The organism is Pseudomonas sp. NBRC 111143 (genome assembly GCF_001320965.1).
Lineage (GTDB): Bacteria > Pseudomonadota > Gammaproteobacteria > Pseudomonadales > Pseudomonadaceae > Aquipseudomonas > Aquipseudomonas machongensis.
This window is the reverse complement of the sequence record NZ_BCBT01000001.1, coordinates 208,420-234,691: the sequence shown is the minus strand read 5'-3', so window position 1 is coordinate 234,691 and position 26,272 is coordinate 208,420. Positions and strand designations below refer to the sequence as shown.

The following is a 26,272-nucleotide window of genomic DNA, read 5'->3' as shown; positions in this document are numbered from 1 at the left end:
CCTCCACTTTAGCCTGCGCCAGGTGATGTTGTATCGCCACGTGTTCGATCCGAACTCGATCATCAGGTACCATCCGCGTTCGCCATCAATAAAAGCCTTGCGTATCAAGGTGATGACTCGCTTCACGCAACAGGATCCACGTTTTGACCGATTCCCTGCACAATCCCTTGCTGCAGTACCTGGCACGCCTGGCGCCCTCCAGCCAGTTGACCATGCGCTATATCCTCCAGGATGCCGCCGACCGGCTGGGGTTCGCCGACTGTGACATCGCCGCGGTGCCCTGGCACCTGATCGAACCTGGCCACGTGATTGCCCTGGTGGCGGCCTTGCGTGCCGATGGTTTTGCGCCCAACACGTCCTCGCTGTACGTCAATGCCGTGCGCGGGGTGATGAACGAGGCCTGGCGCCAGGGCCTGATCGACCACGAGCATCTGCTCAGGATTCGCGAGGTCAAGCCTGCGAGTGGCACGCGCCTGCCGCCGGGGCGCAACCTGCGTCGCAGCCTGATCCGTGAGCTGATGGAGGTGTGCGCTGCCGATCCGCGGCCGCAAGGTGTGCGCGATGCGGCGATCATCGCCTTGCTGTACGGCACCGGCATGCGCAAGTCCGAGTCGGTGGACATCGACTTGTGCGATGTCGATTTCCACGAGCGCAGCCTGCAGGTGCTGGGCAAGGGCAATCGGCAACTGGTCAAGTACGCCCCGGCCTGGGCCTTCGACAAGCTGCAGGCCTGGCTTGACCTGCGCCGCGCGCAACTGCCGGAGGGCACGGGGGACGATCCCTTCCTCTTCAACCGGATCCGCCGGGGCAGCCATATCACCCGTGCGCGCATCACCAAGCATGCGATCTACTACATTGCCCGCCAGCGCGGCGCGCAGGTGGGGGCGAAGATCATGCCGCACGATTTTCGCCGGGCGTTCATTACCCGGGTGATCGAAGAGCACGATCTGTCGATTGCCCAGAAACTTGCCCACCACGTGAATATCCAGACCACGGCAGGTTATGACCGGCGTGACGACAACGAGCGGCGGCGGGCGGTGGACCGGTTCGATTATTGAGGTCAGCGTTTCGCCCCGGCCCGCGTCTGTGAGTACCACTGCCAGCAGGAGCTCCCCGAGGGGAAGGGTCAGTGCGGGATGACGGAGGGCACTTCGTCGCCACCCAGCGAAAAGCGATACCCGGTGTCGATCTCGGGGGCGGGCCGCTGGCAGTGTGTGCGACTGAGCAGGAATTCGAACGCCGGCTCGTACAACCCGTCACGCACCACTGCGCCGGCAAGGACCTCGACCTGGTACCAGCCGTTGTCGAGTTCGATCATCGGCCGGCCTGGCACCTGATAGCGGGCCATGAAGTCGCCAAGGGTCTTGTTGGTGAAGTGCTGCAGCATGCGCCAGGTGAACAGCATCAACGCCCGGTTCTCCACGTGCAGCACGTAGCCTGCGCGGCGGTGTGCCACGCGATTGCCGGCTTCGAGCAAGGCCGGGGTCCGTTCGTCGAGGCTGAAGATGATGCGGTAGGGCAGGTTATCGATGCCCGCCAGAGGCAGTACTACACCTTCAAGCACGGCACGGTCGCCGCTGTCGGTGCTGGTGAATTCGCGGGCGAGGTCGTCGGGTAGCGCGTTTTCATCCTTGAAGCGCGCCAGGCGCTGGATGTCGCCGACGAGGAAATAGTCGACCAGGTCGTTCAGGACTTCGCTGAATTCGTAGCGCATCGGCTTTTCCTTGTTCTATGTGCGCTGGCGGGTAAACAGAATGTAGCGGATGCCGTGGGGGCTGTCGCCTCTACCGCATTGCGCTGTGATCAATGGCGTTGCGCGATCTGGATCAGGTTGCCGCAGGTATCGTCGAACACCGCCACGGTGACGGGCCCCATTGGCGTAGGTGGCTGGGTGAACAGGACGCCGCCCGCGTGCAGGCGCGTGTATTCGGCCTGGATGTCACGCACTGCGAAGGAGGTGGCCGGGATACCGTCGGCCTTGAGTGCAGCCTTGTAGGTTTTGGCAGCCGGATGGACGTCGGGCTCGAGCAGCAGCTCGACACCATTGGGGTCGTTGGGGGAGGTGAGGGTGAGCCAGCGGTACCGGCCCATCGCGATGTCTTCTTTGGGCTGGAAGCCCAGAACGTGATGATAGAAAGCCAGGGCCTTGGCCTGGTCGTCGACGAGGATGCTGGTGACTACGATCTTCATAGGCTGCACCGTTCCTGAGGGACGTACCTTGAAGTAAAGACGCTGTACGGCATTTGACCAGTCTGATGGCGTCAGGCGCCGACGCCGCTGCGCACCCCTTGTATCCGCCTCACTGCGGCGACCCGAACATTGCTGTCCAGTAGATCCCCGCATCGCTCTTGGGGTCCACGGCATAGGCGGCGCCCAGTTCGCGGTAATCGGGGTTCATCAGCGTTGCGCAGTGGCCAGGGCTGGCCAGCCAGCCATCGACCACCTTGCGTGGCGTGTCGCGGCCGGCAGCGATGTTTTCGCCGATCTGCTGGTAGAGATACCCGGCAAGCTCGGCCCGGTCACCCGGCGTGCGACCCTCTCGGTCGATATGATCGAAGAAGTTCTGGTTGGCCATCGCCCGCGTGTGGTTGGCGGCGGCACCGGCCAGCGTGGCATTCCAGCTCAGGGCCGGTGCTGCGGCGAAGGGCTGCCCGCCGCATTGGCGCGGGATCTTGCGCGCGGCATTGACCTCTTGCAGCAGTTTCTGACCCTCTGCCTGCCAATCACCCAGACGCCCGCTGAGCAGCGGGCGCGCCAGCACGATGCGCCAGTCGCGGCCTTCCTGGCTGACACCGATATCCACGAACTGCGGGTCGAGCACCACCTGGCAGAAGCTTTCTTCGATGGCGTGCATCGCCGCCTTGGCATCCCGTGGCCCGGACAGGCTGATGGCCTGGACGTTGACCATGGGGTAGGCGGCACGGGTCATGGCCTGCTGCAGGTCGCGGGTGCCTTCCGGCGACAGCGCCAGGCGGGTGTCGCTGTTGAGCGGCGGCAGCTCCAGCGAGCCTGCGGCGCCGCAGCGCTGGGCCTGGCTGCGGTAGGCATTGATCGACTCGATCAGTTGCGCTTCGTCGCCGCTGATCGCCTGGGCACTGGTGGAAATGACCAGGCCGAGTGACAGGGCGCCAAGGCAGGCAACAGATGACAGGACGCGCATCAAGAATCTCCCTATGACTGGCAGCGACCTCGTGTTGGCGCTGCCCATCCTACACAAGCCGTAGGCTGTTGGTCTCGTCTTGTGAGTTGCAGTAAACCACCGGCAACCGATTGTTGCGGCAAAAGAGGCAGTAGACCGGCGAAGGGCGAAAAAGTGCGATTGGTTGGAAATAATTCGCAATATCCATTATAAACACGACTCACTCGCAATCATGCATGCCAGGAAGGCGCTCCATTCACCTCATCGGGAGCCTTTCATGGCACGTTCCTGTCCTTTTCGTCCGACCCTGCTCGCCCTCTGCTGTTCCCTTGGCGTTGCTGCCCATGCGGCTGACGCGCCGCTGGAGCTCGACGCCACCGCCATCAACGCCGATGCCGTCAAGGCGCCTCGCACCCAGTTGCCGGAGGCCTTCGCAGGTGGGCAAGTGGCCCGTGGCGGGCAGATGGGCGTGCTGGGCAACCAGGACATGATGGACGTGCCGTTCACCATGACCAGCTACACCTCCCAGTTGATCGAGGATCAGCAGGCCGAGGATATCGGTGATGTGCTGCTCAATGACCCATCGGTGCGCCAGTCGTTCGGCTTTGGCAACCAGTCCCAGGTCTTCGTGATCCGCGGCCTGCCGTTGAGCGGCGACGATGTGTCGTTCAATGGCTTGTATGGTGTGCTGCCGAGGCAGATGATCTCCACCGACGCGGTAGAGCGGGTCGAGCTGTTCAAGGGCCCCAACGCGTTCCTCAACGGTGCCAGCCCTACCGGCACCGGCCTTGGCGGCAACGTCAACTTGCAGCCCAAGCGCGCCGGCGACACGCCGATCCGGCGCTACACCCAGGACATCAGCAGTGATGGCCGGGTGGGTGAGCACCTGGACATCGGTCAGCGTTTCGGTGAGGACAACCGTTTCGGTGCGCGCCTGAACCTGTCCCAGCGTGAAGGCGAAACCGCCGTGGACGACCAGGACCAACGCAGCAAGCTGTTCGTCGCCGGGCTGGACTACCGTGGTGACCAACTGCGCCTGTCGGCCGACATCGGTTACCAGAAGCAGCGCGTCAATCACCTGCGCAACTCGGTGCGCCTGGGTTCGGCGGTGACCAGCATCCCGCGCGCACCGAGCGCCGATCACAACTACGGCCAGGACTGGTCGTGGACCGAAACCGAAGACACCTTCGGCATGCTGCGGGGCGACTACGACTTCAACGAGAACTGGAGCGGGTACATCAGCGGTGGCGTCAAGCACACCCGTGAGAACGGCTTCTACGGCACGCCGGTCCTCACCAACGCTGCCACGGGCGCCGCGACCATCGGCGGTTCGCAGATCCCGCACAACGAAGACAACACCAGCCTGATGGCCGGTATCAACGGCCGCTTCCAGACCGGCCCGGTGAGCCACCAGCTGAATCTCGGTGCGGCGAGCATCTGGACCCAGCAGGAAAACGCCTATGTGTTCTACAGCTCGCAGAACACCAACATCTTCAACACCAACCCACTGCCCAAGCCGACCACGCCTACGCTGGTCGGCGGCATGCTCGATGACCCAGGCGTGACCGGCAAGACCCGCAACCGCAGCCTGGCGTTGTCCGATACCGTGGGCCTGTTCGACGACACGCTGCTGCTCACCGCTGGCGTGCGTCGCCAGCAACTGCGCGTCGAAGGCTATGCCTACCGCGGCACGGGCGTGGACGCCGGACGCACTGCGTTCTACGACGAAGCGGTCACCACGCCGGTGTATGGCATCGTCTACAAGCTCAACCCGTCGGTCTCGTTGTACGCCAACAGCATCCAGGGCCTGGCCCAGGGCGCCACGGCATCGGGGCAGGTGGTCAACCTCGGTGAGGTGTTCCCGCCGGCCAAGACCAAGCAGATCGAGGCGGGCATCAAGTTCGACCGCCAGACCTACGGTGCCAACCTGGCGGTGTTCCGTATCGAGCGGCCCACCGATGGCTACGTGCAGGGCAATCTTTATGTGCAGGACGGCGAGCAGGTCAACAAGGGCGTTGAACTCAGCGTGTTTGGCGAGCCGGTGCCGGGCCTGCGCCTGATGGCCGGTGGTACGCGCATGGACACGGAACTGAAGAACACCCAGAACGGCACCAACGATGGCAATCACGCGGTGGGTGTCCCGACCTTCCAGCTCAATGCCAGCGTCGACTGGGACGTGCCAGGGCTCGACGGCGTGGCGCTCAATGCACGCATGCTGCGCACCGGCGGGCAGTACGCCAACCCGGCCAACACCCTGAGCCTGCCGACCTGGAACCGTTTCGACGTGGGTGCGAGCTATCGCTTCAACGTGCAGGAAAAAGACATCACCTTGCGCATGAACGTCGAAAACCTGACCGACAAGAACTATTGGGCTTCGGCCAACGGCGGTTACCTGACCCAGGGCGACCCTCGGTTGGTGAAGTTCTCCGGGACCATCGATTTCTGATGGCCCGTCGCCGGGCTATCGCGCCAGTGCCTGGTTGGGCTTGTAGAAGATGAAGTGCGTGGTCTGCGCTGTGCGCCGATAGGCCTTGGCCCAGTCTGGCCGCACAGTGCGATCATGGAAGTACAGCGCTCCGGCGGTGCTGTCTCGCAACTGCTGGTTCAACGCCTTGCGCGCGATTTCCTTGGCGACCTCGTAGCGCTCCTTTTCCTCGACCTGGTCAGGACGCCCGTCGCACCACCAAGAGAATTGGCAGCTCTTGCTCTCGACGCCTTGCTTGACCACGCCGCAGATGGTGTCGGGGAAGCCGTCCTTGCCCAGGCGGTTGAGCACTACGCTGGCCACTGCCTTCATGTCTGTCTCGTCGGCGCCTTTTGCTTCCCAGTAGAGGGTGCGAGCAAGGCAGGTGATGCTGTCGTCCAGCGGCGCCTGCCCGGCCGGGTCCACGGCCTGCACCTCGGTGGGGGTGATCTTCTCCGGCGCCTTGGGTGGCGGGGCGTCGTTTACCACTTTCTGTTCCAGCGCCTGGGCCTTGTCTTCGGCGACTGCGGCCTTGGCGCTGTCGGCGGCATGCAACGGGCCTGCGGGCAGGGCCAGGAACAGGCTGATGACCATCCACGAGTGGCGCATGATCGGGCTTCCGCGTCAGTGAGCTGACTCCATTCTAGCCAAGCGGCTTCAACTTAGCGTGAGGCTGAGCATCAATGGCAAGGTGGCCGCTGCAGCGACGGTCTGCAACGCGATGATGGTCGCCATCAGCGGCGCGTTGCCCCCCATCTGCCGGGCCATGACGTAGGACGACGACGCGGTGGGCAGTGCCTGGAACAGCACGGCCACCACGGCGGCCTGGCCGCTGAGACCGAGCAGGCGACACAGGCCGAAGGTGGTCAGTGGCATGACCAGGAACTTGAACGCCGAGGCGGCCACCAGGGGCTTGACCTGCTGGCCCATCCGCGCGCCGCCCAATGCCGCTCCGACGCACAGCAACCCAAGGGGCAGGGCGGCCTGGCCAAGGGCCTTGACCGTGGGTTCCAGGCCCGCCGGCAGGCCAAGGCCGGTGACCCGCAGCAGCAGGCCAGCCGCACAGCCCACGATCAACGGGTTGGCGAAAATCGCCCGCAGCACGGTGAGGGGAGAGCTGTGGCGAGCGCTGAATCGGGCGAACACCAGTACGCAAAGCAGATTGACCAGCGGCACGATTGCCGCGTTGGCCACGGCCGCCAGGGCGATGCCGGCGCTGCCGTAGATGCCTGCCGCCAGGGTCGCGCCGATGTAGTTGTTGAAGCGTATGCCGCCCTGGAACACCGAGGTGAAATCAGCGCCATCGTGGCCTGCTGCGCCCTGGTAGAGCACCAGCAGGAGCGCGCCGGCCAGGGTCGAGAGCATCAGCACGCCGACCATGCCGAACACCGGTACACCCTCCAGGTTGGCGGTGGCCAGGCCATGCAGGAACAGCGAGGGCAGCAGCACGTAGTAGCTCAGGCGCTCGGCGCCGGGCCAGAAACCCTCCGCGAGAAAACCGCGCACCCGCAACAGGGTGCCGAGGGCGATCAGCAGGATGATGGGCACCAGGGTGGTGAGGAGCAGGGGCAGCATGGTCGCGGTTCCGTGGTCGGGTACCGGCACAGGTTAGCGGGGTGAGTCAGCAGAAAAAACCGTTGTTTTCTGCATTGACTGTTGAGGAAAACTGCATGGTTGCGGGTGGCTGCGTGATCAACTGCCCAAGGCGGTCTTGAGCACCGCGCTCAGGTGTCGGCGCTGACTCTTTTCATGTTCCAGCAACACCACGTGGCGACTCAATTGCGGCTCGCCAAAGGGCAGCACGGTGGCGGGCGGCAGCCGTTGCAGGTCATCGTCGCTCATCGGGATGATCGCCACCCCGAGGCCCATTGCCGCCATGCGTGCCAGGGCTTCCTGGCTGTCCAGCTCCATCTGCTCGCTGACCTGCAAATGCTGGCGGCGCAGTTCCTGTTCGATCTGCCGGCCCGCCCAGGCGCGTTTGTCGAAGCGCAGGAACGGTTGACTGGCGAGCAGTTGCGCCAGGCTTTGCCCGACCAGGTCAGGGCTGGCCACGGCCCAGAAACGGTCCGAGAACAGCGGGCTGAATTGCAGGCTCTGCGGGTAGGGGCTGACCGGTTCGGTGGTGATGGCGGCGTCCAGTTCACCGTCTTCGATCCGCCGGGCCAGCTCGGCGGACATGCCCGAGACCACGCTGATGTGCAGTTGCGGATGGTGCGCCTTGATCCACACCAGCGCCTTTGGCAGGCGTCGGGCGAGCACGGTATGGATCGCACCGATACGCAGCCGACCACGCAGGCTCGGGCCGCTGGCCAGGGTGTCGGCCAGCTCGTCGTAGGCGGTGAGAATGCTTTCGGCGCGTGCCACGGCCAATTGCCCGGCTTCGGTGAGTGTCACCTGGCGGCGGCTGCGGTCGAACAGCGGCACTTGCAGTTCGTCCTCGAGCGTCTTGATGTGCAGGCTGACCGCCGAAGGGGTCAGGCTCAGCAGGTCGGCGGCGCGGGCGAAGGTGCCGTGGCGGGCGATGGTGACCAGGGTACGCAGGGCTTTGAGGGACACGCGACGGTTCTCCTGCACAGGAATGCCCGGCACGGTACGCGCATCGCGCCTCTGGGGGCAAGCGCCAGGCGGGTCAGTAGACCCAGACCTCGACCCGGCGATTGCGCAGGCGTCCCTGTTCCAGGTCGTTGTCGGCCACCGGCAGTTCATCACCCATGCCGGTGACATCCCGGATCTCCACGCCATTGCGCGCCAGTTCGCGGCGCACGGCCATGGCGCGCAGGCGCGAGAGCAGGGCGGCGCGGCCGGGTGTTTCCTTGGGGTCGCCAAACCCCACCAGTACCGTTTTGTCATGCAGCTTGCCGACCTGACGCAGGTAGTCGCTGACCCGCTGTACATCGCGCAGGGCCTTGTTGTCGAGGCTGGCGCTGCCTTCCTGGAAGCGGAAGTTGACGCTCAGGCGCTGGGCCTCTGCAGCCAGGGCACGGTATTGCGCGGGCATCTGGGCCTGTACCGCGACCGGCACTGCCTTGACCTGCTGCGAGACGAAACCCTGGGCGGCGACAATGGCCTGGCCGGCTGCGCTCTGGGTGAATTCGGCCAAGGCCTTGGCCTGAGCATTCGGGTGAGTCGGCAGATAGAAGAACAGCCGCCGCGACAGTGGATAGTCTTCGCTGGCCACGGCTGCATGGGTTGGCAACAGGGCTGGAGCATCACCTTCGGCGATTGCCAGCAGCTTGGCGCCATGCACGGTGGTCAGGCTGCTGAAGCCGATGGCAGCGGGATCGGCCTTGACCCGTTCGGCCAAGGCGTCGCCGGATTCGAAGCGTTCGGCCCGTGGCGAGAGCTCCAGTGCCTGCGGTTGCAGAACCAGGGCGCGAAAGGTTTCGAAGGTGCCGGAGCGGTCGTCACGGGCGTACAGGTGAATGGGACCGCCCGCTACGCCGAGTTGCTCCCAGCGTTGGATCTGGCCAGAGAAGACCTGTGCCAATTGTGCGGTACTCAACTGCTGCAGGCGGTTGTCGGGGTGCACTATGACCGCGACGCCGTCCAGGCCGATCACCTGCTCGCTGGCCGCGCTGCGCAGGTCGCCCAGACGTTGCAGTTGCTGGGCTTCCTGGTCGGAGATAGGGCGCGAGGCGGCGGCAAGGTCGGCTTCACCGCTGTCCAGGGCACTGAAGCCGGTGCTGGAACCATGGGCGGCGATATTGATCAGCAATGGCTGGCCCTGGGCGTCGCGGGCACGGATGTCAGTCTCGTTGGGCAGTTTTCCACGCTCGCTGCGGATGTTTTGTGCACCTTGGCTCTGCAGCAGCCCACGAACCAGCGCAGGGCCCAGTGCTGCGCCAATGGTGTTGGAGCCCTGGATACGCAGTGTGGCGGGCTCCGCCTGAGCCAGCAGGGGTAGCAGGCAGAGCAGAACAGCGAGAGGGCGGGGCATGCCGGGATCCTTGAGGCACAGGTATGTCCGGCAGATTACGACAGGGGTGTGAATGAAAAATGACGATCAGGCGCAGGCGATCGTTCAGAAGGTTGGCGGCGTGATCACCCAGATGACCACCGTGTCCACCTCGCCAGGGTTGCCATAGCGGTGTGGCTCCTGGCTGGGAAAACTGAAGCTGTCGCCTTCTTCGAGCAGGAAGTGGCGTTCGCCTACCCACAGCTCGAAACGCCCTGACAACACATAGCCGGCTTCCTCGCCTTCGTGGCTGTAGCTTTCCTGGCTGTAGGCGCCCGGCGGGAAGCGTGAATGCAGCATCTCCAGCTGGCGGTTGGGTTGCGGGGTGAGCAACTGGTCGACCACGCCATCTTCGTAATGCACGCTCAGGCGGCTTTGCCTGCGCACCACGAAGCCTTGGTCCTCGGGCGCGGTGCTGGCTTCGCTGGCGAAGAACCACTGGATGGTCACGCCCAGGCTGCGGGCGATGTTGAACAGCGCCGGGATCGAGGGGTATGAAAGGTTGCGTTCCAGCTGGCTGATGTAGCCGGCGGTCAGCTCGCTCAGACGGGCCAGCTCCGCCAGGGTCATGCCGCGGCGCTTGCGCAGGCCGCGGATGCGGGAGCCGAGGAACTGCGGGGCGGTAGTGCCGCCTTCGGCGAGTTGCGGGACGAGGGGACGCTGGCTCATCAAGGGTCGGTCCATCGGCAAAACCGGGAGTATGACCAGCCTCAGAGCGACCAGGCAACCGCCAGGCCGTCATGGATCGCCTCTTCAGCGGTTCGCGGGGCCAGGCAGTCGCCGATGCGCCGTACTTCGACCAACCCGGCCAGCTCCTGGGCCAGGGTGTCGACAGGCTGGTGACCCAGGCACAGCACCAGGGTGTCGATCTGTTCGAAGATCATGGGCTCGCCACTGGCGGTGTGTTGCAGATACACGGTGTTGTCGTCGGTGCCGTAGAGGCGGGCGTAGGGGGTGATGGGGATCCCGAGGCGGTGCAGTTCCCCGGCCATCTGGTCACGTACGTAGAGCGGCAGGCTCTCGCCGCAGTGAGTACCGTTGACCGCCAGTTGCACGTGATGGCCTTCACGCACCAGGCGTTCGGCGATGCCCGGGGCGATCCAGTCGCAGCGCCAGTCCAGCACCAGCACCGAGCGCCCCAGGGCGTGCTCGTTGCGCAGCACCTGCCAGGCATCCACCACCTGCAACTCGCCGCTGCGCTCGAATGCAGGCCAGTAGGGCTCGGCGCCGGTGGCAGCAATCACCAGGTCTGGCCGTTCGCGCTCGACCAGCGCGCGGTCTACGCGGGTATTGCGCACCACCTGCACCCCGGCCAGTGCCAGTTCGCGCTGCAGGTTGGTGCTGGCGCCGCCGAACTCGCTGCGACGTGGCAGCAGTTGTGCCAGCAGCACCTGGCCGCCGAGCTGCGGGCCCGCTTCGTACAGCGTCACCTCATGGCCTCGGGCGGCGGCGACGATGGCCGCCTTCATGCCCGCCGGACCACCGCCGGCCACCAGGATGCGCTTGCGCAGGGGCGCGGGTGTGACGCTGCCGTACTGCAGTTCGCGACCGGTTTCCGGGTGCTGGATGCAGGAGATCGGCAGGCCACGGTGGAAATGGCCGATGCAGGCCTGGTTGCAGGCGATGCAGGCGCGCACGTCCTCGACACGGCCTTGTTCGGTCTTGGCCGGCATCTGCGGGTCGCAGATCAGCGCGCGGGTCATGCCGCACACATCGGCCAGGCCGCGGGCGAGAATCTGTTCGGCTTCCTGTGGCTGGTTGATACGGCCAGTGACGAACAGCGGGATGTCCAGGCGCGACTTGAAACTGCCGGCTTCGCGGGCCAGGTAGGCCGGCTCGATGGCCATCGGCGGGACGATATGCACCGCGCCACCCAGGGTGGCCGAGGTGCCGGCGACGATGTGCAGGTAATCGACCTGGTTCTGCACCGCGATGGCGGCCGCCAGTGATTCGTCTTCGCTCAGCCCTTCGCTGTCGCGTTCGTCAGCGCTGATGCGCAGGCCGACGATGAACTGTTCGTCAGTGGCTGCACGCACCGCCGCCAGCACTTCGCGCAGAAAACGCAGGCGGGCTTCGAGGTTGCCGTTGTAGCCATCGGTGCGGCGGTTGACGCGTGGGTTGAGAAACTGCGCGGGCAGGTAACCATGGCTGGCCACCACCTCGACGCCATCCAGCCCTGCCTGGTGCAGGCGCCGGGCTGCACTGGCGTAGCCCTGGACGATTTCGTCGATCATCGGCTGTTCCAGGGCGCGCGGCATCACGCGAAAGCGCTCGTTGGGCACCGCCGAGGCCGAGTAGGCCACCGCCAGCAGGCCATCGGCCGATTCCATGATCTCTCGGCCGGGATGGAACAACTGCGACAGCACCACCGTGCCGTATGCATGACAGGCCTGGGCGATGCGCCGGTAGCCGTCGATGCAGGCATCGTCGGTGGCCATCAGCACGTGCGAGGTGTAGCGCGCACTGTCGTGCACCCCGGCGACCTGCAGCACGATCAGGCCGGCGCCGCCCTCGGCGCGGGCGCGTTGATAGGCGACGAGCTTGTCGTTGACCAGGTTGTCGGTGGGCAGACAGGTGTCATGACCACTGGACATGATGCGGTTCTTCAGGCGTTTGCCACGGATCTGCAAGGGTTCGAACAGGTGAGCAAAGGCAGTCGACATGCGTGCGGGCTCCAGCGTGCGTTCTTGTTTTTTTCATGGAAGTGTACCTTCAGTAAAAAATCAACTTGTTTTTTTACTTTGGCAGGACTAGCTTCGGCTCATCCCCTCGTACCGGGGTAAGCTCGTCCCACAAGAACAACCCTGGATGACACCATGCACCCCAGCGAACGTACCCTGCGTGAGGAACTGGCCGCTTGTTATCGGCTGATTGCGCATTTCCGCATGACGGACCTGATCTTCACGCACATCTCGGTGCGCATACCCGGCCCCGAGCATCATTTTCTGATCAATCCCTACGGCCTGCTGTTCGAGGAAATCACCGCGTCCAACCTGGTGAAGATCGACTTGCAAGGGCGCGCCGTGGAGGCGTCGCCGTACCCGGTCAATCCGGCGGGCTTCGTCATCCACAGCGCCATCCACGGCGCACGCGAGGATGCCCAGTGCGTGTTGCACACCCACACCCGCGCCGGGTGCGCGGTGGCGGCGCTTGAGTGCGGGCTGCTACCGGTCAACCAGATCTCCATGGAGTTCTACGGCAAGGTCGCGTACCACGACTATGAGGGCGTTGCCCTGGACATGGGCGAGCAGCAGCGCCTGGTCGCCGACCTCGGCGACAAGCCGGTGATGATCCTGCGCAATCATGGGTTGCTGACGGTGGGGCGCACGGCGGGCGAGGCGTTTCTGCGCATGTTCTATCTGGATAAGGCCTGCGAGATCCAGTTGGCGGCGCAGAGCGCCGGGAAGGTGGTGCTGCCATCGCCCGAGGTCTGCGCGCATACCGAGCGGCAGTTCAATGCCCCGGCACGGCCGCTCAAGCCCGGTGAGTTGGCGGACCCGGATGCCATGGGGCTGGCCTGGGGGGCGCTGTTGCGGTTGCTGGAGAAAGTGGCGCCGGATTATCGGGACTGACAGCAGGAGCGGCCTTGTGTCGCGAAAGGCCGCTCCTGCAAAAGACCGCGCTGGCGTCGGTCAACGTGCCTGGGGTTCGATCAACTGCGCCGGTGCGTGCTTGGCCTTGCCCCGGGCAACCCAGTAATACAGCACGCTAGGCACCACCAACCCGATCAGCCACGACACATCGACGCCGCCCAGGTGCGCAACCATGGGCCCGGTGTACAGCTTGGTGTCGATGAAGGGCATCTGGATCAGCACTCCGATGCTGTAGACGATGATGCCAGGCCAGTTCCAGCGGCCATAGCGCCCGTCGGGATCGGCCAGGGCAGGGATGTCGTAGCGCTCGCGGGTGATGAAGTAGTAGTCCACCAGGTTGACCGCGCTCCAGGGCACGAAGAAGGTCAGCAGGAACAGGATGAACGACTTGAATGCACTCAGGAACGAATGCTGGCCGAGCAGGGCCACAAGCGTCGCTGCACCCACGATGCCCAGCACGAACAGCAAGCGCTGCAGGCGGCTGATCTGCAGGCTGCCGCGAAAACCGCTGATGATCGTGGCGATGCACATGAAGCTGCCGTAGCTGTTGAGGGTGGAGATGGTCACCTTGCCGAAGGCGATGGCGAAGTACAGCAGCGCTGCGGTGGTACCGGCGCCGCCCAGGCCGACGATATAGGCCACTTCACGCCCCGAGAACTGGCCGCCGGCAATGGCGGCGGCGAACACGCCGAGGATCATCGATGCCTGGGCGCCGATCACCGAGCCCAGGCCGGCGGCGAGAAAGGTCTTCAGCGCGGAGGTGTTGCTGGGCAGGTAGCGTGAATAGTCGGCGACGTAGGGGCCGAAAGCGATCTGCCATGAGGCGGCCAGCGATACCGCCAGCAGGAACGAGGCCCAGCTGAAGTGGCGGTTGTCCAGCAGTTGGCCGATATCGGCGAGCAGCAGGATACGGCTGAACAGATAGACGAACGCAATGATCCCCAGCACGCTGGCCACGCGGCCGATCCAGTGGATCACGCGGTAGCCGGCGAGGGTGGCCAGCACGATCACGCCGGCGAAGATCAGGATGCCGGCGCTGTCGCTGACGCTGAGCAACTGGCCGATGGCCTGGCCCGACAGTACCGTGCCGGTGGCGGTGAACCCCAGGTACATCAGGCACACCAGCACCATCGGGATGGCCGCGCCATAGACGCCGAACTGCACGCGGCTGGAGATCATCTGCGGCAGCCCCAACCGCGGCCCCTGGGCGGCGTGCAAGGCCATGACCGCTCCGCCGATCACCTGGCCCAGCAGCAGGCCGATCAGTGACCAGAACACATCACCGCCAAGCACGACGGCGAGGGCGCCGGTCACGATGGCGGTGATCTGCAGATTGGCTCCCAGCCACAGGGTGAACTGGCTGTACACGCGTCCATGGCGTTCAGCTTCGGGAATGTAGTCGATCGAGCGCCGCTCGATCACGGGCTTGCTGGGCATGTGGGGCTCCGCTTGTTTGTTGTTGTAGGGCGGCTAGGGCAACCAGAGGAATGACTTCGTTCTTATATCATCATGTATATACAAGATGGTCAATGCATAGGAATCGACTTCTGCAGCAGTGGCCTCTTGTCGCGAAAGGGCCGTGCAGCAGCCCCCGACATGCTGAATCTGCATCGAGCGTCAGTAGCGCAATGGAAGGCAGAACAGGTGGCGAAGAGGCCGAAACGAGCGAAGCGGGTCATTAACCCGCGAAAAGACACCGCGCTGCCTGGCACGGGCTACGCCCGTGTGCGCGGGACAAGTCGCGGCGGCGAACCGCCGCTCTCACAGGGATCGGGCTAGACCTTTAGATTTTGAGCAAGACAGAATTTCCCACAGCGGCGTGCTGCGAAGAGGCCTGTCAGTGTGCGCCGGCAGCCTTGCTCAGGTCACCCTCGGCCCACTCGGTATACACGCAGGCATCGGCCACCGCCCAGCGTACCTTGACCGTATCGCCCGGCTGCATCGGCATGCCCGCCGCCGACAGCGCCTTGACCGTCATCTCGGTACCGCCTGCCGTCACCACGTGGCAGGTCTGGCTTTCGCCGAGGAACAAGACTTCGCCGACCTTGGCGTTCACCTCATTCCAGCCTGCGGGCAGCGGCTCGCGGGTTGCCTGCTCGGTGCTCAACGCCAGGGCTTTTTCCGGGCGGACCATGATCAGTGCGTCCTGGCCAGCGGCCAGCCCTGAGGTCAGGCGAATGGCCAACGACTGGCCTTCGAACGCCGCCGCGCCATGGCTGCTGGCAGTGACCCGCAGGAAGTTGGAGTTGCCCAGGAACGAGGCGACGAACGCGTTTGGCGGGTTCTGATAGAGGTCGTAACCGCTGCCCAGACCGACGATCTTGCCGTGGCTGAAGATGGCGATGCGCTGGGACAGGCGCATGGCTTCTTCCTGGTCATGAGTGACGTAGACGATGGTGATGCCCAGGCGCCGGTGCAACTGGCGCAACTCGTCCTGCAGGTCTTCGCGCAGTTTCTTGTCCAGGGCGCCGAGTGGCTCGTCCATCAGCAGGATGCGTGGCTCGTACACCAGTGCTCGGGCGATCGCCACGCGTTGTTGCTGGCCGCCGGAGAGTTGGGCAGGGCGTCGGTGTGCGAAGGTTTCCAGCTGCACCAGCTTGAGCATGGCATCGACGCGCTTGGCGATCTCGGCGCTGCCCAGCTTGCGGATGGTCAGTGGGAAGGCGATGTTGTCGCGCACGCTCAGGTGCGGGAACAGCGAGTAGCGTTGGAACACCATGCCGATGTCACGCTTGTGCGGCGGCACGTTCACCAGCGAGCGGCCTTCGACCAGGATCTCGCCGCTGCTGGGGGTCTCGAAGCCGGCCAGCATCGACAGGGTGGTGGACTTGCCCGAGCCGCTGGAGCCGAGGAAGGTGAGGAATTCGCCGTCCTGGATGTCCAGGCTGATGTTGTCGACCGCGGCGAAGTCGCCGTAGTGCTTGTTCAGGTTGCGCAGGGTGACCAGGGTCTTGCCGTGCGTGGCTTCTTTGATGACTGCACTCATTATTGTTGTCTCCGGCACTCAGGCGTTGGTTTCGTTGCGGCGGCGCAGGGCGCTGGCGATGAACATGACCAGCAGCGACAGGCCGATCAGCAGCGTCGAGGCGACGGCGATCACCGGGCTCAGGTCCTGGCGCAGGGTGGTCCACATCTTCACTGGCAAGGTCTGCAGGTCGGGGCTGGCCATCATCACGCTGAGCACCACCTCATCCCACGACACCAGGAAGGCGAACAGGCCGCCGGCGATCATGCCCGGGCGGATGGCCGGGAAGGTGACCTTGACGATCGCCTGCAGCCGCGAGGCGCCGCAGATCACCGCGGCATCCTCGATCGACTGGTCGAACAGCTTCAGCGAGTTGATGATCGAGATGATGGTGAAGGGAAGGGCGACGATCACGTGGCTGACCACGAAGGCGAACAGCGTGCCGGTATAGCCCAGCTTCAGGAACAGCGCGTAGACCGCGACCGCGATGATCACCAGCGGCACGATCATCGGCATGGTGAACAGGCCGTAGAGCAGTTCGCGCCCGGGAAAGCGCCCGCGCACCAGGGCGAAGGCAGTCGGCAGGCCCAGGGCCACGGCGGCGAAGGTGGTCAGCACAGCCACCTTGAGGCTGGCCAGCGCGGCGTCCATCCACTCGGGGTTGGAGAAGAACTGTTCGTACCATTTGAAGGTCCAGCCGGGGGGCGGGAACACCAGCCACTGGGAGGAGCCGAACGACAGCAGGACGATGAACACCACCGGCAGCAGCAGGAAGGCAGCGATGATCCCGGTGGTCAGGTACAGGCCGGTGCGCAGCGGGCGACCCATGGCGTTGGGGGACAGGAGCATGAAGAATTACCTCGCATTGCCGACCGGGGATTCCGGCTGCAGCTTCAGGTACAGGTAGAAGAGCACCAGGGTGATCACCACCAGCAGTGCCGCGGCGGCGCTGGCCAGCCCCCAGTTCAGGAACGACTGCACCTGCTGGATGATGAACTCGGGCAGCATCATGTTCTGCGCACCGCCCAGCAATGCCGGGGTGACGTAGTAACCGAGCGACATCACGAACACCATCAGCGCACCCGAGAACAAGCCTGAACGGCACAACGGGATGAACACTTTCCAGAAATTGGTCCAGGGGCTTGCGCCGCAGATCGAGCCTGCCTGCAGCACCATCGGGTCGATGGCCTGCATGGTCGCCTGCAGTGGCAGCACGATGAACGGGATCATGATGTAGCTCATGCCGATCACCACACCGGTGAGGTTGTGCACCATTTCCAGCGGCGCATCGATGATGCCCAGCGCCATCAGCAGCTTGTTGATCACCCCCGAGCCTTGCAGCAGCACCAGCCAGGAATAGGTGCGGGCCAGCAGGCTGGTCCACATGGACAGCAGCACGATGTTCAGCAGCCAACGCCCCCAGCCACGAGGCACCAAGGTGATCGCCCAGGCCAGCGGAAAGCCCAGCAATACGCTGATCACCGTCACCAGGCCCGCCACCGAGAAGGTGTTGAACAGCACCCGCGCGTAGGCTGAGTTGGCGAACAGCTGCTCGTAGTTGCCCAGCCCTGGCACCGGCTCCAGCACGCCGCGCAGCAGCAAGCCGATCAATGGCGCGAAGAAAAACAGGCCGAGAAACAACAGGGCCGGCAGCAGGTTGCGACTGCCACGCCAGCGCTGGCTCAGTGGCGGGCGGCGCACGGCCGCTCGCGGGGCGCCGGTGCCGGGGTCGGCACCTTGGGCATTGTGCAGGGCGTTGATGGCGACTTTCATTTGACCAGCCACTCATTCCAGCGCGCAGCGATGGCCTGGCCGTTCTTGGCCCAGTAGGCGAAGTCGAGGGTGACCTGGTCCTGGGCGTAGGCGGTTGGCAGGTTGGGCGCGAGTTTCTTGTCGAGCTCGGCGACGCTGTCGAGGTTCACCGGGGCGTAGGCGGTAAGGTTGGCGAAGTCGGCCTGGCCCTTGGCGCTGCTGGCGTTGGCGAGGAACTTCATGGCCGCGTCCTTGTTCTTGGCGCCCTTGGGAATGACCAGGAAGTCGGCCATGACCAGGTTCTGCTTCCAGCTCACGCCCACCGGGGCACCATCCTGCTGCAGCGCGTAGACGCGCCCGTTCCAGAACTGCCCGAGCGCGGCTTCACCGGAGGCCAGCAATTGCTGGGACTGGGCACCGCCTCCCCACCAGACGATGTCTTTCTTGATGGTGTCGAGTTTCTTGAAGGCGCGGTCCAGATCCAGCGGGTAAAGCTTGTCGGCAGGTACGCCGTCGGCGAGCAGGGCCAGCTCCAGCACGCCGGGGCTCGGCCACTTGTACAGCGCACGCTTGCCGGGGTAGGTCTTGGTGTCGAACAGCGCGCTCCAGTCGACCGGCTTGTTGGCCCCAAGCTTGCCCTCGTTGTAGCCGAGCACGAAGGAGAAGAAGAACGAGCCGACGCCATGGTCGGAGACGAAGCGCGGGTCGATGCGATCACGCTGGATGGTGGAGAAGTCGAGGGGTTCGAGCAGGCCTTCGCTGGCGGCCCGCAGGGCGAAGTCGGCTTCGACGTCGACCACATCCCATTGCACGTTGCCGCTTTCGACCATGGCCTTGAGCTTGCCGTAGTCGGTCGGACCGTCCTGTACGACCTTGATGTTGCTGCCCTTGCTGAAAGGGTCGGCCCATGCCTGTTTCTGGGCGTCCTGGGTGGTGCCACCCCAACTGACGAAGTTGAGGCTGTCGGCGGCCTGGGGGGCCTGGCAGGCCAGTGCCAGCAGGCTTGCGGACAGCACAGCGGTGACTCGTTTGCTCAACAGCATGGTTACGCCCTCGTTGCTTTTGTTATTCGAGGCGGGCTTTTGTCGCGCCCGCCAACTGTGTTCGGGAGCAGCTATCTCAGGTAATTCGTGGCCGTTGTGTGATTGTAGGTGCGGCCGGCAGATTCAAGGTCTACGGGATATCATATTATGGTATTCCAAGCTTTTGGCAAGCGTTCGGTGTTACCAGTCATCCTGTCGGTGACGCAAGATTCAGTGAGCTTCGAATGGAATGCTCTGCACCACTTCCAGCTCATACCCCGCCAGCCCTGCGTACTTGAGCGGTGGGCCCAGGTGGCGCAGTTTGCCCACGCCCAGGTCCTGCAGGATCTGCGCGCCGGTACCCACCTCCGAGTACACCTTCGATTGCCCGCGCTGGTAGGGGCGCTGTGGCTGGGTGAGTTGCGGCACGCGTTCGAGCAGGGCCTGGGAGGACTCATGGTTGGCGAGGATCACCACCACCCCGGCACCCTCTGCCGCGACCCGCTCCAGCGCCGCCCACAGTGTCCAGTTGGCAGGGCCTGCATATTCAGCGCCGACCAGGTCGCGCAGCGGATCGATGACATGCACGCGTACCAGCGTCGGCTGCTCGCGGCGAATGTCGCCCATCACCATGGCCATGTGCACGCCACCTTCGATACGGTCCTCGAAGGTCACCAGTCGGAACGTGCCGTGGACCGTTGGCAGCTCGCGCTCGCCGATGCGCTTGACCGTCTGTTCGGTGCTCAGGCGATAGTGGATGAGGTCGGCGATGGTGCCGATCTTGATGCCGTGGTGCTCGGCGAACAGCTCCAGGTCCGGGCGGCGGGCCATGGTGCCGTCGTCGTTGAGCACTTCGACGATCACCGAGGCCGGTGCGAAGCCTGCCAGGCGCGCCAGGTCGCAACCGGCTTCGGTGTGTCCGGCGCGGGTCAGCACGCCGCCTTCACGGGCGCGCAGGGGGAAGATGTGGCCAGGCTGGACCAGGTGCTCGGGGCGGGCGTCTGCGGCCATGGCGGCGGCCACGGTCCGCGCGCGGTCGGCGGCAGAGATGCCTGTGGTGACACCGCTGGCGGCCTCGATCGATACCGTGAACGCCGTGCTGAACGCGCTGCCGTTGGTCGGTACCATCTGCTCAAGGCCCAGACGTTGGCAGTGTTCGTCGGTCAGGGTCAGGCAGATCAGGCCGCGTGCTTCGCGGGCCATGAAATTGATTGCTTGCGCGTCACAGCGCTCGGCGGCGATCAGCAGGTCGCCTTCGTTCTCCCGGTCTTCGTCGTCCACCAGCAGCACCATCTTGCCCTGGCGGTAGTCTTCGAGAAGGTCTTCGATGCTGTTGAAAGCCATGCTGCACGCTCGCTGTGGTCAGGTGATTTTTATGGTATACCATAATACACAAATAACCCTGTACAGGAGAGCGACGGATGAAGGCTTACTGGATCGCCCATGTGGACGTTACCGACCCGGAGCAGTACCAGCAGTACACCCAGCGTGCGCCGGCGGCGTTCGTGGCATTTGGCGGGCGCTTTATGGCCCGGGGTGGCAAGAGCGAGGCGATGGAGGGAAGAGTGACGCCGCAGCGCAGCGTGGTGATCGAATTCGACTCGTACGAGCAGGCGCTGGCCTGCTACCGGTCTGATCTGTATCAAGAGGCGTGCCGACATCGGCAGGGAGTGGCCAAGGCCGAGGTGATCATCGTCGAAGGGTTCGAGCCGTAGAGTCGCCCGATTCAGCCGAGAAAGGGCAGCACAAAAACCAGCTAGCCCTGCACAAATGCAGGGCTAGCGCTATGCATCAATGTCCGGCAGCGAGCTTGGCACCCACCTGGCGACGACGGTAGGCGCTGTCACGGCTGGCCAGCCACCAGTACAGCGGCGTGGTCACCGCCAACCCGACCAGCCACGACAGGTCGGCACCATTGATGTGTTCCGATACCGGGCCTACGTACAGCGGCGTGTTCATGAACGGAATCTGCACCACGATCCCGACGGCGTAGGCGATCAGCGCCTGAGGGTTGTAACGCCCGTAGATTCCGCCGTCGACCTTGAAGATCGACTGGATGTCGTACTCGCCCTTGTGGATGGCATAGAAGTCGATCAGGTTGATCGCGGTCCATGGCACCAGCACGACCAGCAGCACCAAGACCATGTCGACGAAGTGACCGATGAAGTCGGACGAGGCGAAGACGGCCACCACGCTGCACGCGGCCAGCACGATCAGCGAGAGCACGGCGCGGGTCTTGGCGGTCGGGATCCAGCGATACGCGAAGGTCTGCACCAGGGTGATGATCGACAGCACCGCACCATACAGGTTGAGCGCGTTGTGGCTGATCACGCTGAGCAGGAACAGCACCAGCATCAGCGGGCCGATGGCGCCGGTGGCCAGCTTCACGGCGTCCATGGTGTCCATCCCGGCGGGGATCGCCAGCACGGCGACTGCGCCGAAGATGAACGACAGGCTCGAACCCAGGGCTGAGCCCAGGTAGGTGGTCCAGAAGGTCGACGACACTTTCACGTCGGCCGGCAGATAGCGCGAGTAGTCCGACACGTATGGGGCAAAGGCGATCTGCCACAGCGCCGCCAGCGACACGGTGGCCAGCCAGCCGGAAATGTTGAAGCTGCCGCGGGTCAGGAAGTCATCGCTCTGCACATGGGTGAAGATGTAGCCGAAGCCGACCACGATGCCGATGCCCAGCACCCAGGTGCCGATGCGGTTGAGCACATGGATGAAGCGGTAGCCGATGATGCCGATGATCCCCGAGCCCAGGGCGCCGATGACGATGCCTACCGGCACCGGCACGCTTTCGACCACGCCATGCAGCGATTTGCCGGCCAGCACGATGTTGGAAGCGAAGAAGCCGATGTACATCACCCCCGCGATCACCACCACCAGCAAGGCGCCGAGGGTGCCGAACTGGGCGCGGCTCTGGATCATCTGCGGGATGCCCATCTGCGGGCCCTGGGCCGAGTGCAGGGCCATCAGCACACCGCCGACCAGATGGCCGACCAGGATGGCGACGATGCCCCAGATCAGGTTGAGGTGGAACAGCTGCACGCCCAGGGCGCCGGTGACGATGGGCAGCGGCGCGATGTTGCCGCCGAACCACAGGGTGAACAAGTCCTTTACCTTTCCATGGCGGTCTTCGGGGGGCACGTATCCGATCGTGTGTTTTTCTATGAGAGGTGCCGATGTGGCTGCGCTGGTCATGACGGACTCCAAGGCAAGGATGGGCACTTCACAGGTGCCCGGATGCGCGTCGGCAAAAGGCGACGCTTTCTTGTTGGAAGCGATCATGGGGCGTGGGCGCAGATGGATAAATTAGTAAATATGTGCTCATGAACGTTAAAAAAACTAAGTTCGCGAATGGGGCACGGTAGACCGTCGCAAAGGCTGTGCCACCAGGCTGCAGCGCGCATGGGACGGGGTAGGTGGGAGGCGGTTGCGGCGCCTTTGCACTAAAAGAGTGCTTTGCGCGCGCAGGTGGGGCGGGTCAGGAAAAATCGGCGAGGGCGTTCGGGGCGCTGGAACGCGCCCCGGAGGGGGAGGATCAAGCCTGGGCGACCACTGTTCGCTGGCTGAGCGGCCGGAGCAGGGCGCTCAAGGCAAGCAACAACACAGCCCCGCCACCCATGACGGCCCAGGCCCAGTGCAGCGAGCTGAACTCATCGCGCACCAGCCCGGCCACCACCGGCATCGAGGCTGCAATCAGGTAGCCACCCCCTTGCACGAAGGCCAGCAGCGACCCGGCTTCGGCCGGTGAGCGTGCATGATCGAGGGTGACGATCAGCGACAGCGGGAACAAGGCACCGATGCCCAAACCCAGGCACAGGATGGCCAGGGCGGTCAGTTGCAGTGGCGCCGTCATCAGGCAGGCCAGCCCGCCGATCAGCAGCAGGATCACCAGCGCCAAGGGTTGACGGCGATCCGGGAAACGATGAATCAGCGCCGACACCAACAAACCGGCGATGACCTCGGTAATGGTTAGCGCGCCGAGCAGGTAGCCGGCACTTTTCGCTGTCCAGCCCAGCTCGACGTAGAACGGGGGTAGCCAGGCGAGCACCAAGGTGTATGCCCCGGTTCCAATCCCGAAGAACACCAGCAGCAGCCAGGCCCGGCCACTGCGCCAGGGCAGGCCGGCCGCCGTGGGATAGGCATGGACGTTGCCTGCGGCGAGCAGCCAGGCGATCAACGCGATCATGGCCGGAATGGCGGCATAGCCGAGGGTGAGGTTCCAGCCCAGCTTGCCCGCGCTGGGAGCAGCAATGGCGGCGGCGATGGCTGCACCGCCCATGATCCCCGTAGTGAACAACCCCATGAGCATCCCTGCGCTTTGCGGGTGGTTGCGCTTGATGAATGCAGGCATCAGCGACTGGATCACGGCAATGCCGACGCCACCTACGGCAGCGCTGGCGATCAGTGCGCTAGATGACTCGACATAGGTACGTACCGCGCAAGCCGCAGCAATCAGGGTCATGCCGATGGCCACGCCCTTGACCTCGCCGAGCAGGCGCAGCAGCCAAGGGCCGGCGAGGGCGAACAGGCCCATCATCATCACCGGCAGTGTGGTCAGCAAACCGCCCTGGAAGTTGCTCAGGCCCAGGTCGCGCTGTAGCAGATCGAGCAGCGGGCCGACCGAGGCCATGATCGGCCGCAGGTTGATGCCGACCAGAATCGCCAGCAGCACTACGCTGGCCTTGGAGGGTGTATCACCCATGTCGCTGTTGCTCCTGCAGGAAACCACTGAGTGCCCGGTTGAAGGCCGGGGCATGGGAAACGTTGAAGACATGGCCGTCGCCTGGAAGAGTGATGAGCTGGGCGTGAGCAATACGGCTGGCAATGGCCTCGGCCTCGCCAGGTGGACTGATGCGGTCGCCGTCGGTGCCAAGTACCAGGGTGGGCGCCTGGATGTGTGACAGTCGATCGTTCAGGTCGTAGGTTTTCATACCCTCGCACCAGTGGATCTGGCAGCGCGCCCGCTGCATCGCGGCCTGGGCATGCCAGGCCTGGTAAAGGCTCTGCCCCTGGCTGGAGGCGGCGAAGGAACTGCCGACCAGTTGTGGCCATGTTGTCTTGAAGCGCTTCAGGCAGCCGTCCGGCTGGCGAAGGTTTTCGGCCCACTCATCGAGCTGTTGATGGCGCGCGGTGCTGCTCATGCTGGCGAAGGACGCGGCCACCACCAGTTTGTCCACGGCATCCGGGTAGGCGCAGGCCAGTTCCAGGGCAATCATGCCGCCCAGCGAAAGCCCGATGAGCTGAGTGCTGGCCAGTCCGAGGTGATCCAGCAGTGCGATCAGCTCCTGGGCTTGCAGATGAGGCGTGATGTGTTCCGGCGCATTGCTGGACGCGCCATGGCCGAGCAGGTCCGGTACGATGACGCGATGGCCCAGGCGCAGCAGGGCCCCGACCTGGTCTGTCCAGGCGCGGCCACTGTTGCCCAGCCCGTGCAGGAGCAGGGTGGGGGTGCCGGCCCCGGCGTCAAAGTAGTAATAGCGATTTCGGTTGTGTTCGAAGAACGCCATGTTCCCTCCCGATTCATACCTCGTGCATACCAAGATAACTTAACGTTAAGATACTTGGAAGGTGCCGGGGTGCGGCAGGGATGTGGCCCTTGGGGAGTTCAGGGTGAACGGACGGTTATGCCAATGAAAGATCATGTCGATTTCGTCGTCGCGCAATGGGCGCAGGCGATGCCCTCCGTGGATGCTTCGTCCATGGAGGTCTTCGGGCGCATGGCGCGCCTGCAGAAACACCTCGAGCGCCGCCGTTGCGCGGTGCTCGAGCAGTACGGTTTCAAGGAGGGGGAGTTCGATGTCATGGCGACCTTGCGCCGCTCCGGTGCACCGTACCAGTTGACCCCGACCGAGCTGTACAACTCGTTGTTGATCACCTCCGGGGCGATGACCAATCGTCTGAGCCGCCTCAAGGAGGCGGGCATGGTCGAGCAGATCCACGACCCTGCCGACAAGCGCAGCTACAAGGTGGCGCTGACCGCAGCAGGGCTTGCGGCCATCGAAAAAGCGGTTTTCAGCCACACCGATCTGCAGAACCAGTTCCTCGCTCCGCTGCGGGTCGAGGAACGTGAAGCTCTCGCGCAGATGCTCAAGTTGATGCTGGCCAAGCTTCCCGAAGACGTCGATCCCATCCCATGAACATGATGACCCAGGAGGGGCCTGCATGCTTCACAGCAATTATCTGAAGCAGCTGGACCTGCAAGACATCGTGGTGTTTCTCAACTTGCTGGAATATCGCAGTGCCAAGCGCACCGCCGAACTGATGAACGTCAGCCAGCCCACGGTGAGCTACTGCCTCAAACGCCTGCGCGGTTGTTTCGACGACACCCTGTTCGCCTCCTCGCAGGGTTTGTTGCAGCCAACCGCCAAGGCGGAAAAGATCGCACCCTACCTGCGCGTGGTGATCGAGTCGGTCAACCGCTGCGCCGAGGATGCCCCCTCCGGCGATGGCGTCGCTGCCCCGAGGATCTGGCGCCTGTGCGCGCCGGAATACTTCGAGCTGGCCTTTCTGCCCCAGGCCCTGGCGACCTTGTCGAGCAATCACCCCAATACCTCCCTGCACCTCGATCGGTTAAGCCGCGACTTGCCGGTGGACCGGTTGATTTCCGGCGATATCGACCTGGCCATCGGCTTCGGTCCGAGTTACCACCAGCTGCACCCCGAGCTGCAATGGCAGCCGGTGCTCAGCGATGGTTTCGTCTGCCTGACCAGCCAGCGTGGGCTTGCGCTGGACGGGGCGATGAGCCTGGATGAGTTCTGTGCTTCGGCGCATGTCTTTCCTACGCCGTGGATCTCGGAGAAGAACATGGTCGATAGCTGGCTGGAGAAAATAGGCCGCACGCGCAATGTGCTGGTGCGGGCGAACGGCTACCAGGCCTGCGTCAACATCCTGGCCGCCGTTCCCTCGACCTTGGCCTTGCCGGCGCGCTTGCTGCCACACCTGCGTATCCCCGAGGGGGTGCGGGTGTGTCAGCCACCGATGGGGTTTCCGGTGTTCACGGTGGATATGATCTGGTCGCGTGATCGAGGGCTGGGTACGGATGTCTCCAGTTTGCGCAGGTTGATCCAGGATGTGGCGGGGGACCTGCTCCGCGCAGGGTGACACAGGTTATTGACACGGATTGCAGGCGCTCAGGATGAGTGAACATTCAGTGGTTACAGGGCCTTTTGCGGCCTCTTCGCGTAAGGCCATGCCTATCGGCAGCGCTTGCTCGGGTGCGATGTTTCGTGCCCCGACAAACGCTCCCCCCTGTGCGTTCCGTCGCACGGCCGCACTTTTAATTTTTCATCACGGCTTTAGGTTTCTTAAAACCAGCACCCACGACATTTCCCCTAACGTGTTTTCGTCAGGCGGCGGACGGCCTGCCTGTCTGT

The 26,272-nt window shown here is 64.2% G+C and carries 24 protein-coding genes; 6 read left to right on the top strand and 18 right to left on the bottom strand.

Translation table 11 applies throughout. The annotated features are described in order from the left end of the window. The first annotated feature begins 143 nt into the window (after window positions 1-143). A complete protein-coding gene (gene xerC, locus APH44_RS00935; protein WP_054890808.1) occupies window positions 144-1,058 on the top strand; it encodes a tyrosine recombinase XerC in 915 nt (304 codons plus the stop codon). Between the two features lie 68 nt (window positions 1,059-1,126). On the opposite strand, the gene APH44_RS00930 is transcribed toward xerC, so the two are convergent. The 3 genes from APH44_RS00930 to APH44_RS00920 form a co-directional block, all read right to left on the bottom strand. Continuing rightward, the gene (locus APH44_RS00930; protein ID WP_054890807.1) at window positions 1,127-1,714 is read right to left on the bottom strand and encodes a hypothetical protein; all 588 of its coding nucleotides are present in this window, start codon (window positions 1,712-1,714) and stop codon (window positions 1,127-1,129) included. A gap of 89 nt (window positions 1,715-1,803) precedes the next feature. After that, window positions 1,804-2,190, bottom strand: coding sequence for a VOC family protein (locus tag APH44_RS00925; RefSeq protein WP_054890806.1), 387 nt, complete (start codon window positions 2,188-2,190; stop codon window positions 1,804-1,806). Window positions 2,191-2,299: 109 nt separating this feature from the next. Further along, a complete protein-coding gene (locus tag APH44_RS00920; RefSeq protein WP_054890805.1) occupies window positions 2,300-3,160 on the bottom strand; it encodes a CAP domain-containing protein in 861 nt (286 codons plus the stop codon). A 256-nt stretch (window positions 3,161-3,416) separates the two neighbouring features. Between APH44_RS00920 and APH44_RS00915 the strand changes: the two genes are divergently transcribed. Further along, window positions 3,417-5,585 carry a TonB-dependent siderophore receptor gene (locus APH44_RS00915; protein WP_054890804.1) on the top strand — a complete coding sequence of 723 codons (2,169 nt, stop codon included), beginning with the start codon at window positions 3,417-3,419 and terminating at the stop codon, window positions 5,583-5,585. 15 nt (window positions 5,586-5,600) lie between these two features. Here the strand turns inward: APH44_RS00915 and APH44_RS00910 are convergent, their stop codons facing one another. The 6 genes from APH44_RS00910 to APH44_RS00885 form a co-directional block, all read right to left on the bottom strand. Next, a complete protein-coding gene (locus APH44_RS00910) occupies window positions 5,601-6,212 on the bottom strand; it encodes a cell wall hydrolase (protein WP_054890803.1) in 612 nt (203 codons plus the stop codon). A 48-nt stretch (window positions 6,213-6,260) separates the two neighbouring features. After that, entirely contained in the window at window positions 6,261-7,178 is a 918-nt protein-coding gene (locus APH44_RS00905; RefSeq protein ID WP_054890802.1) for an AEC family transporter, read from the bottom strand. 117 nt (window positions 7,179-7,295) lie between these two features. Further along, the gene (locus APH44_RS00900; protein ID WP_054890801.1) at window positions 7,296-8,159 is read right to left on the bottom strand and encodes a LysR family transcriptional regulator; all 864 of its coding nucleotides are present in this window, start codon (window positions 8,157-8,159) and stop codon (window positions 7,296-7,298) included. Window positions 8,160-8,232: 73 nt separating this feature from the next. Further along, entirely contained in the window at window positions 8,233-9,540 is a 1,308-nt protein-coding gene (locus tag APH44_RS00895) for a substrate-binding domain-containing protein (protein ID WP_054890800.1), read from the bottom strand. 84 nt (window positions 9,541-9,624) lie between these two features. Next, entirely contained in the window at window positions 9,625-10,227 is a 603-nt protein-coding gene (locus APH44_RS00890; protein ID WP_054890799.1) for a cupin domain-containing protein, read from the bottom strand. A 41-nt stretch (window positions 10,228-10,268) separates the two neighbouring features. Continuing rightward, window positions 10,269-12,221, bottom strand: coding sequence for an FAD-dependent oxidoreductase (locus APH44_RS00885; RefSeq protein WP_054890798.1), 1,953 nt, complete (start codon window positions 12,219-12,221; stop codon window positions 10,269-10,271). Between the two features lie 141 nt (window positions 12,222-12,362). Here APH44_RS00885 and APH44_RS00880 point away from each other — a divergent pair, with 141 nt between their 5' ends. Further along, the gene (locus APH44_RS00880; protein ID WP_082420944.1) at window positions 12,363-13,130 is read left to right on the top strand and encodes a class II aldolase/adducin family protein; all 768 of its coding nucleotides are present in this window, start codon (window positions 12,363-12,365) and stop codon (window positions 13,128-13,130) included. A gap of 60 nt (window positions 13,131-13,190) precedes the next feature. On the opposite strand, the gene APH44_RS00875 is transcribed toward APH44_RS00880, so the two are convergent. The 6 genes from APH44_RS00875 to ribBA form a co-directional block, all read right to left on the bottom strand. Further along, window positions 13,191-14,588, bottom strand: a complete 1,398-nt coding sequence (locus tag APH44_RS00875; RefSeq protein ID WP_054890796.1) for a cytosine permease — start codon at window positions 14,586-14,588, stop codon at window positions 13,191-13,193. Window positions 14,589-14,988: 400 nt separating this feature from the next. Beyond that, complete coding sequence (locus APH44_RS00870) at window positions 14,989-16,137, bottom strand: ABC transporter ATP-binding protein (RefSeq protein WP_054890795.1); 1,149 nt, start codon at window positions 16,135-16,137, stop codon at window positions 14,989-14,991. 18 nt (window positions 16,138-16,155) lie between these two features. Next, window positions 16,156-16,965 (bottom strand): ABC transporter permease, encoded by an 810-nt coding sequence (locus APH44_RS00865; protein WP_054890794.1) that lies wholly within the window; start codon window positions 16,963-16,965, stop codon window positions 16,156-16,158. Between the two features lie 6 nt (window positions 16,966-16,971). Then, window positions 16,972-17,889, bottom strand: a complete 918-nt coding sequence (locus APH44_RS00860) for an ABC transporter permease (RefSeq protein ID WP_054890793.1) — start codon at window positions 17,887-17,889, stop codon at window positions 16,972-16,974. Further along, window positions 17,886-18,911, bottom strand: coding sequence for an ABC transporter substrate-binding protein (locus tag APH44_RS00855; RefSeq protein ID WP_054890792.1), 1,026 nt, complete (start codon window positions 18,909-18,911; stop codon window positions 17,886-17,888). Before APH44_RS00855 ends, APH44_RS00860 begins: the two co-directional genes overlap by 4 nt. A gap of 210 nt (window positions 18,912-19,121) precedes the next feature. Then, window positions 19,122-20,234 carry a bifunctional 3,4-dihydroxy-2-butanone-4-phosphate synthase/GTP cyclohydrolase II gene (ribBA, locus tag APH44_RS00850; protein ID WP_054890791.1) on the bottom strand — a complete coding sequence of 371 codons (1,113 nt, stop codon included), beginning with the start codon at window positions 20,232-20,234 and terminating at the stop codon, window positions 19,122-19,124. Window positions 20,235-20,311: 77 nt separating this feature from the next. Here ribBA and APH44_RS00845 point away from each other — a divergent pair, with 77 nt between their 5' ends. After that, a complete protein-coding gene (locus APH44_RS00845; protein ID WP_054890790.1) occupies window positions 20,312-20,605 on the top strand; it encodes a DUF1330 domain-containing protein in 294 nt (97 codons plus the stop codon). 76 nt (window positions 20,606-20,681) lie between these two features. Here APH44_RS00845 and APH44_RS00840 read toward each other — a convergent pair whose 3' ends face one another. From APH44_RS00840 to APH44_RS00830, 3 genes are all read right to left on the bottom strand, one after another. Continuing rightward, window positions 20,682-22,094 (bottom strand): cytosine permease, encoded by a 1,413-nt coding sequence (locus APH44_RS00840; protein WP_054890789.1) that lies wholly within the window; start codon window positions 22,092-22,094, stop codon window positions 20,682-20,684. 340 nt (window positions 22,095-22,434) lie between these two features. Continuing rightward, the gene (locus APH44_RS00835; RefSeq protein ID WP_054890788.1) at window positions 22,435-23,601 is read right to left on the bottom strand and encodes an MFS transporter; all 1,167 of its coding nucleotides are present in this window, start codon (window positions 23,599-23,601) and stop codon (window positions 22,435-22,437) included. Then, window positions 23,594-24,406: an alpha/beta fold hydrolase gene (locus APH44_RS00830; protein ID WP_054890787.1), complete on the bottom strand. Its 813-nt coding sequence runs from the start codon at window positions 24,404-24,406 to the stop codon at window positions 23,594-23,596. The genes APH44_RS00835 and APH44_RS00830 overlap by 8 nt, the downstream gene beginning before the upstream one ends. A 123-nt stretch (window positions 24,407-24,529) precedes the next feature. Between APH44_RS00830 and APH44_RS00825 the strand changes: the two genes are divergently transcribed. Together APH44_RS00825 and APH44_RS00820 are read left to right on the top strand one after the other, a co-directional pair. Beyond that, complete coding sequence (locus tag APH44_RS00825; protein WP_054890786.1) at window positions 24,530-25,036, top strand: MarR family winged helix-turn-helix transcriptional regulator; 507 nt, start codon at window positions 24,530-24,532, stop codon at window positions 25,034-25,036. A gap of 25 nt (window positions 25,037-25,061) precedes the next feature. After that, entirely contained in the window at window positions 25,062-26,000 is a 939-nt protein-coding gene (locus APH44_RS00820; RefSeq protein ID WP_054890785.1) for a LysR family transcriptional regulator, read from the top strand. Window positions 26,001-26,272 lie beyond the last annotated feature (272 nt).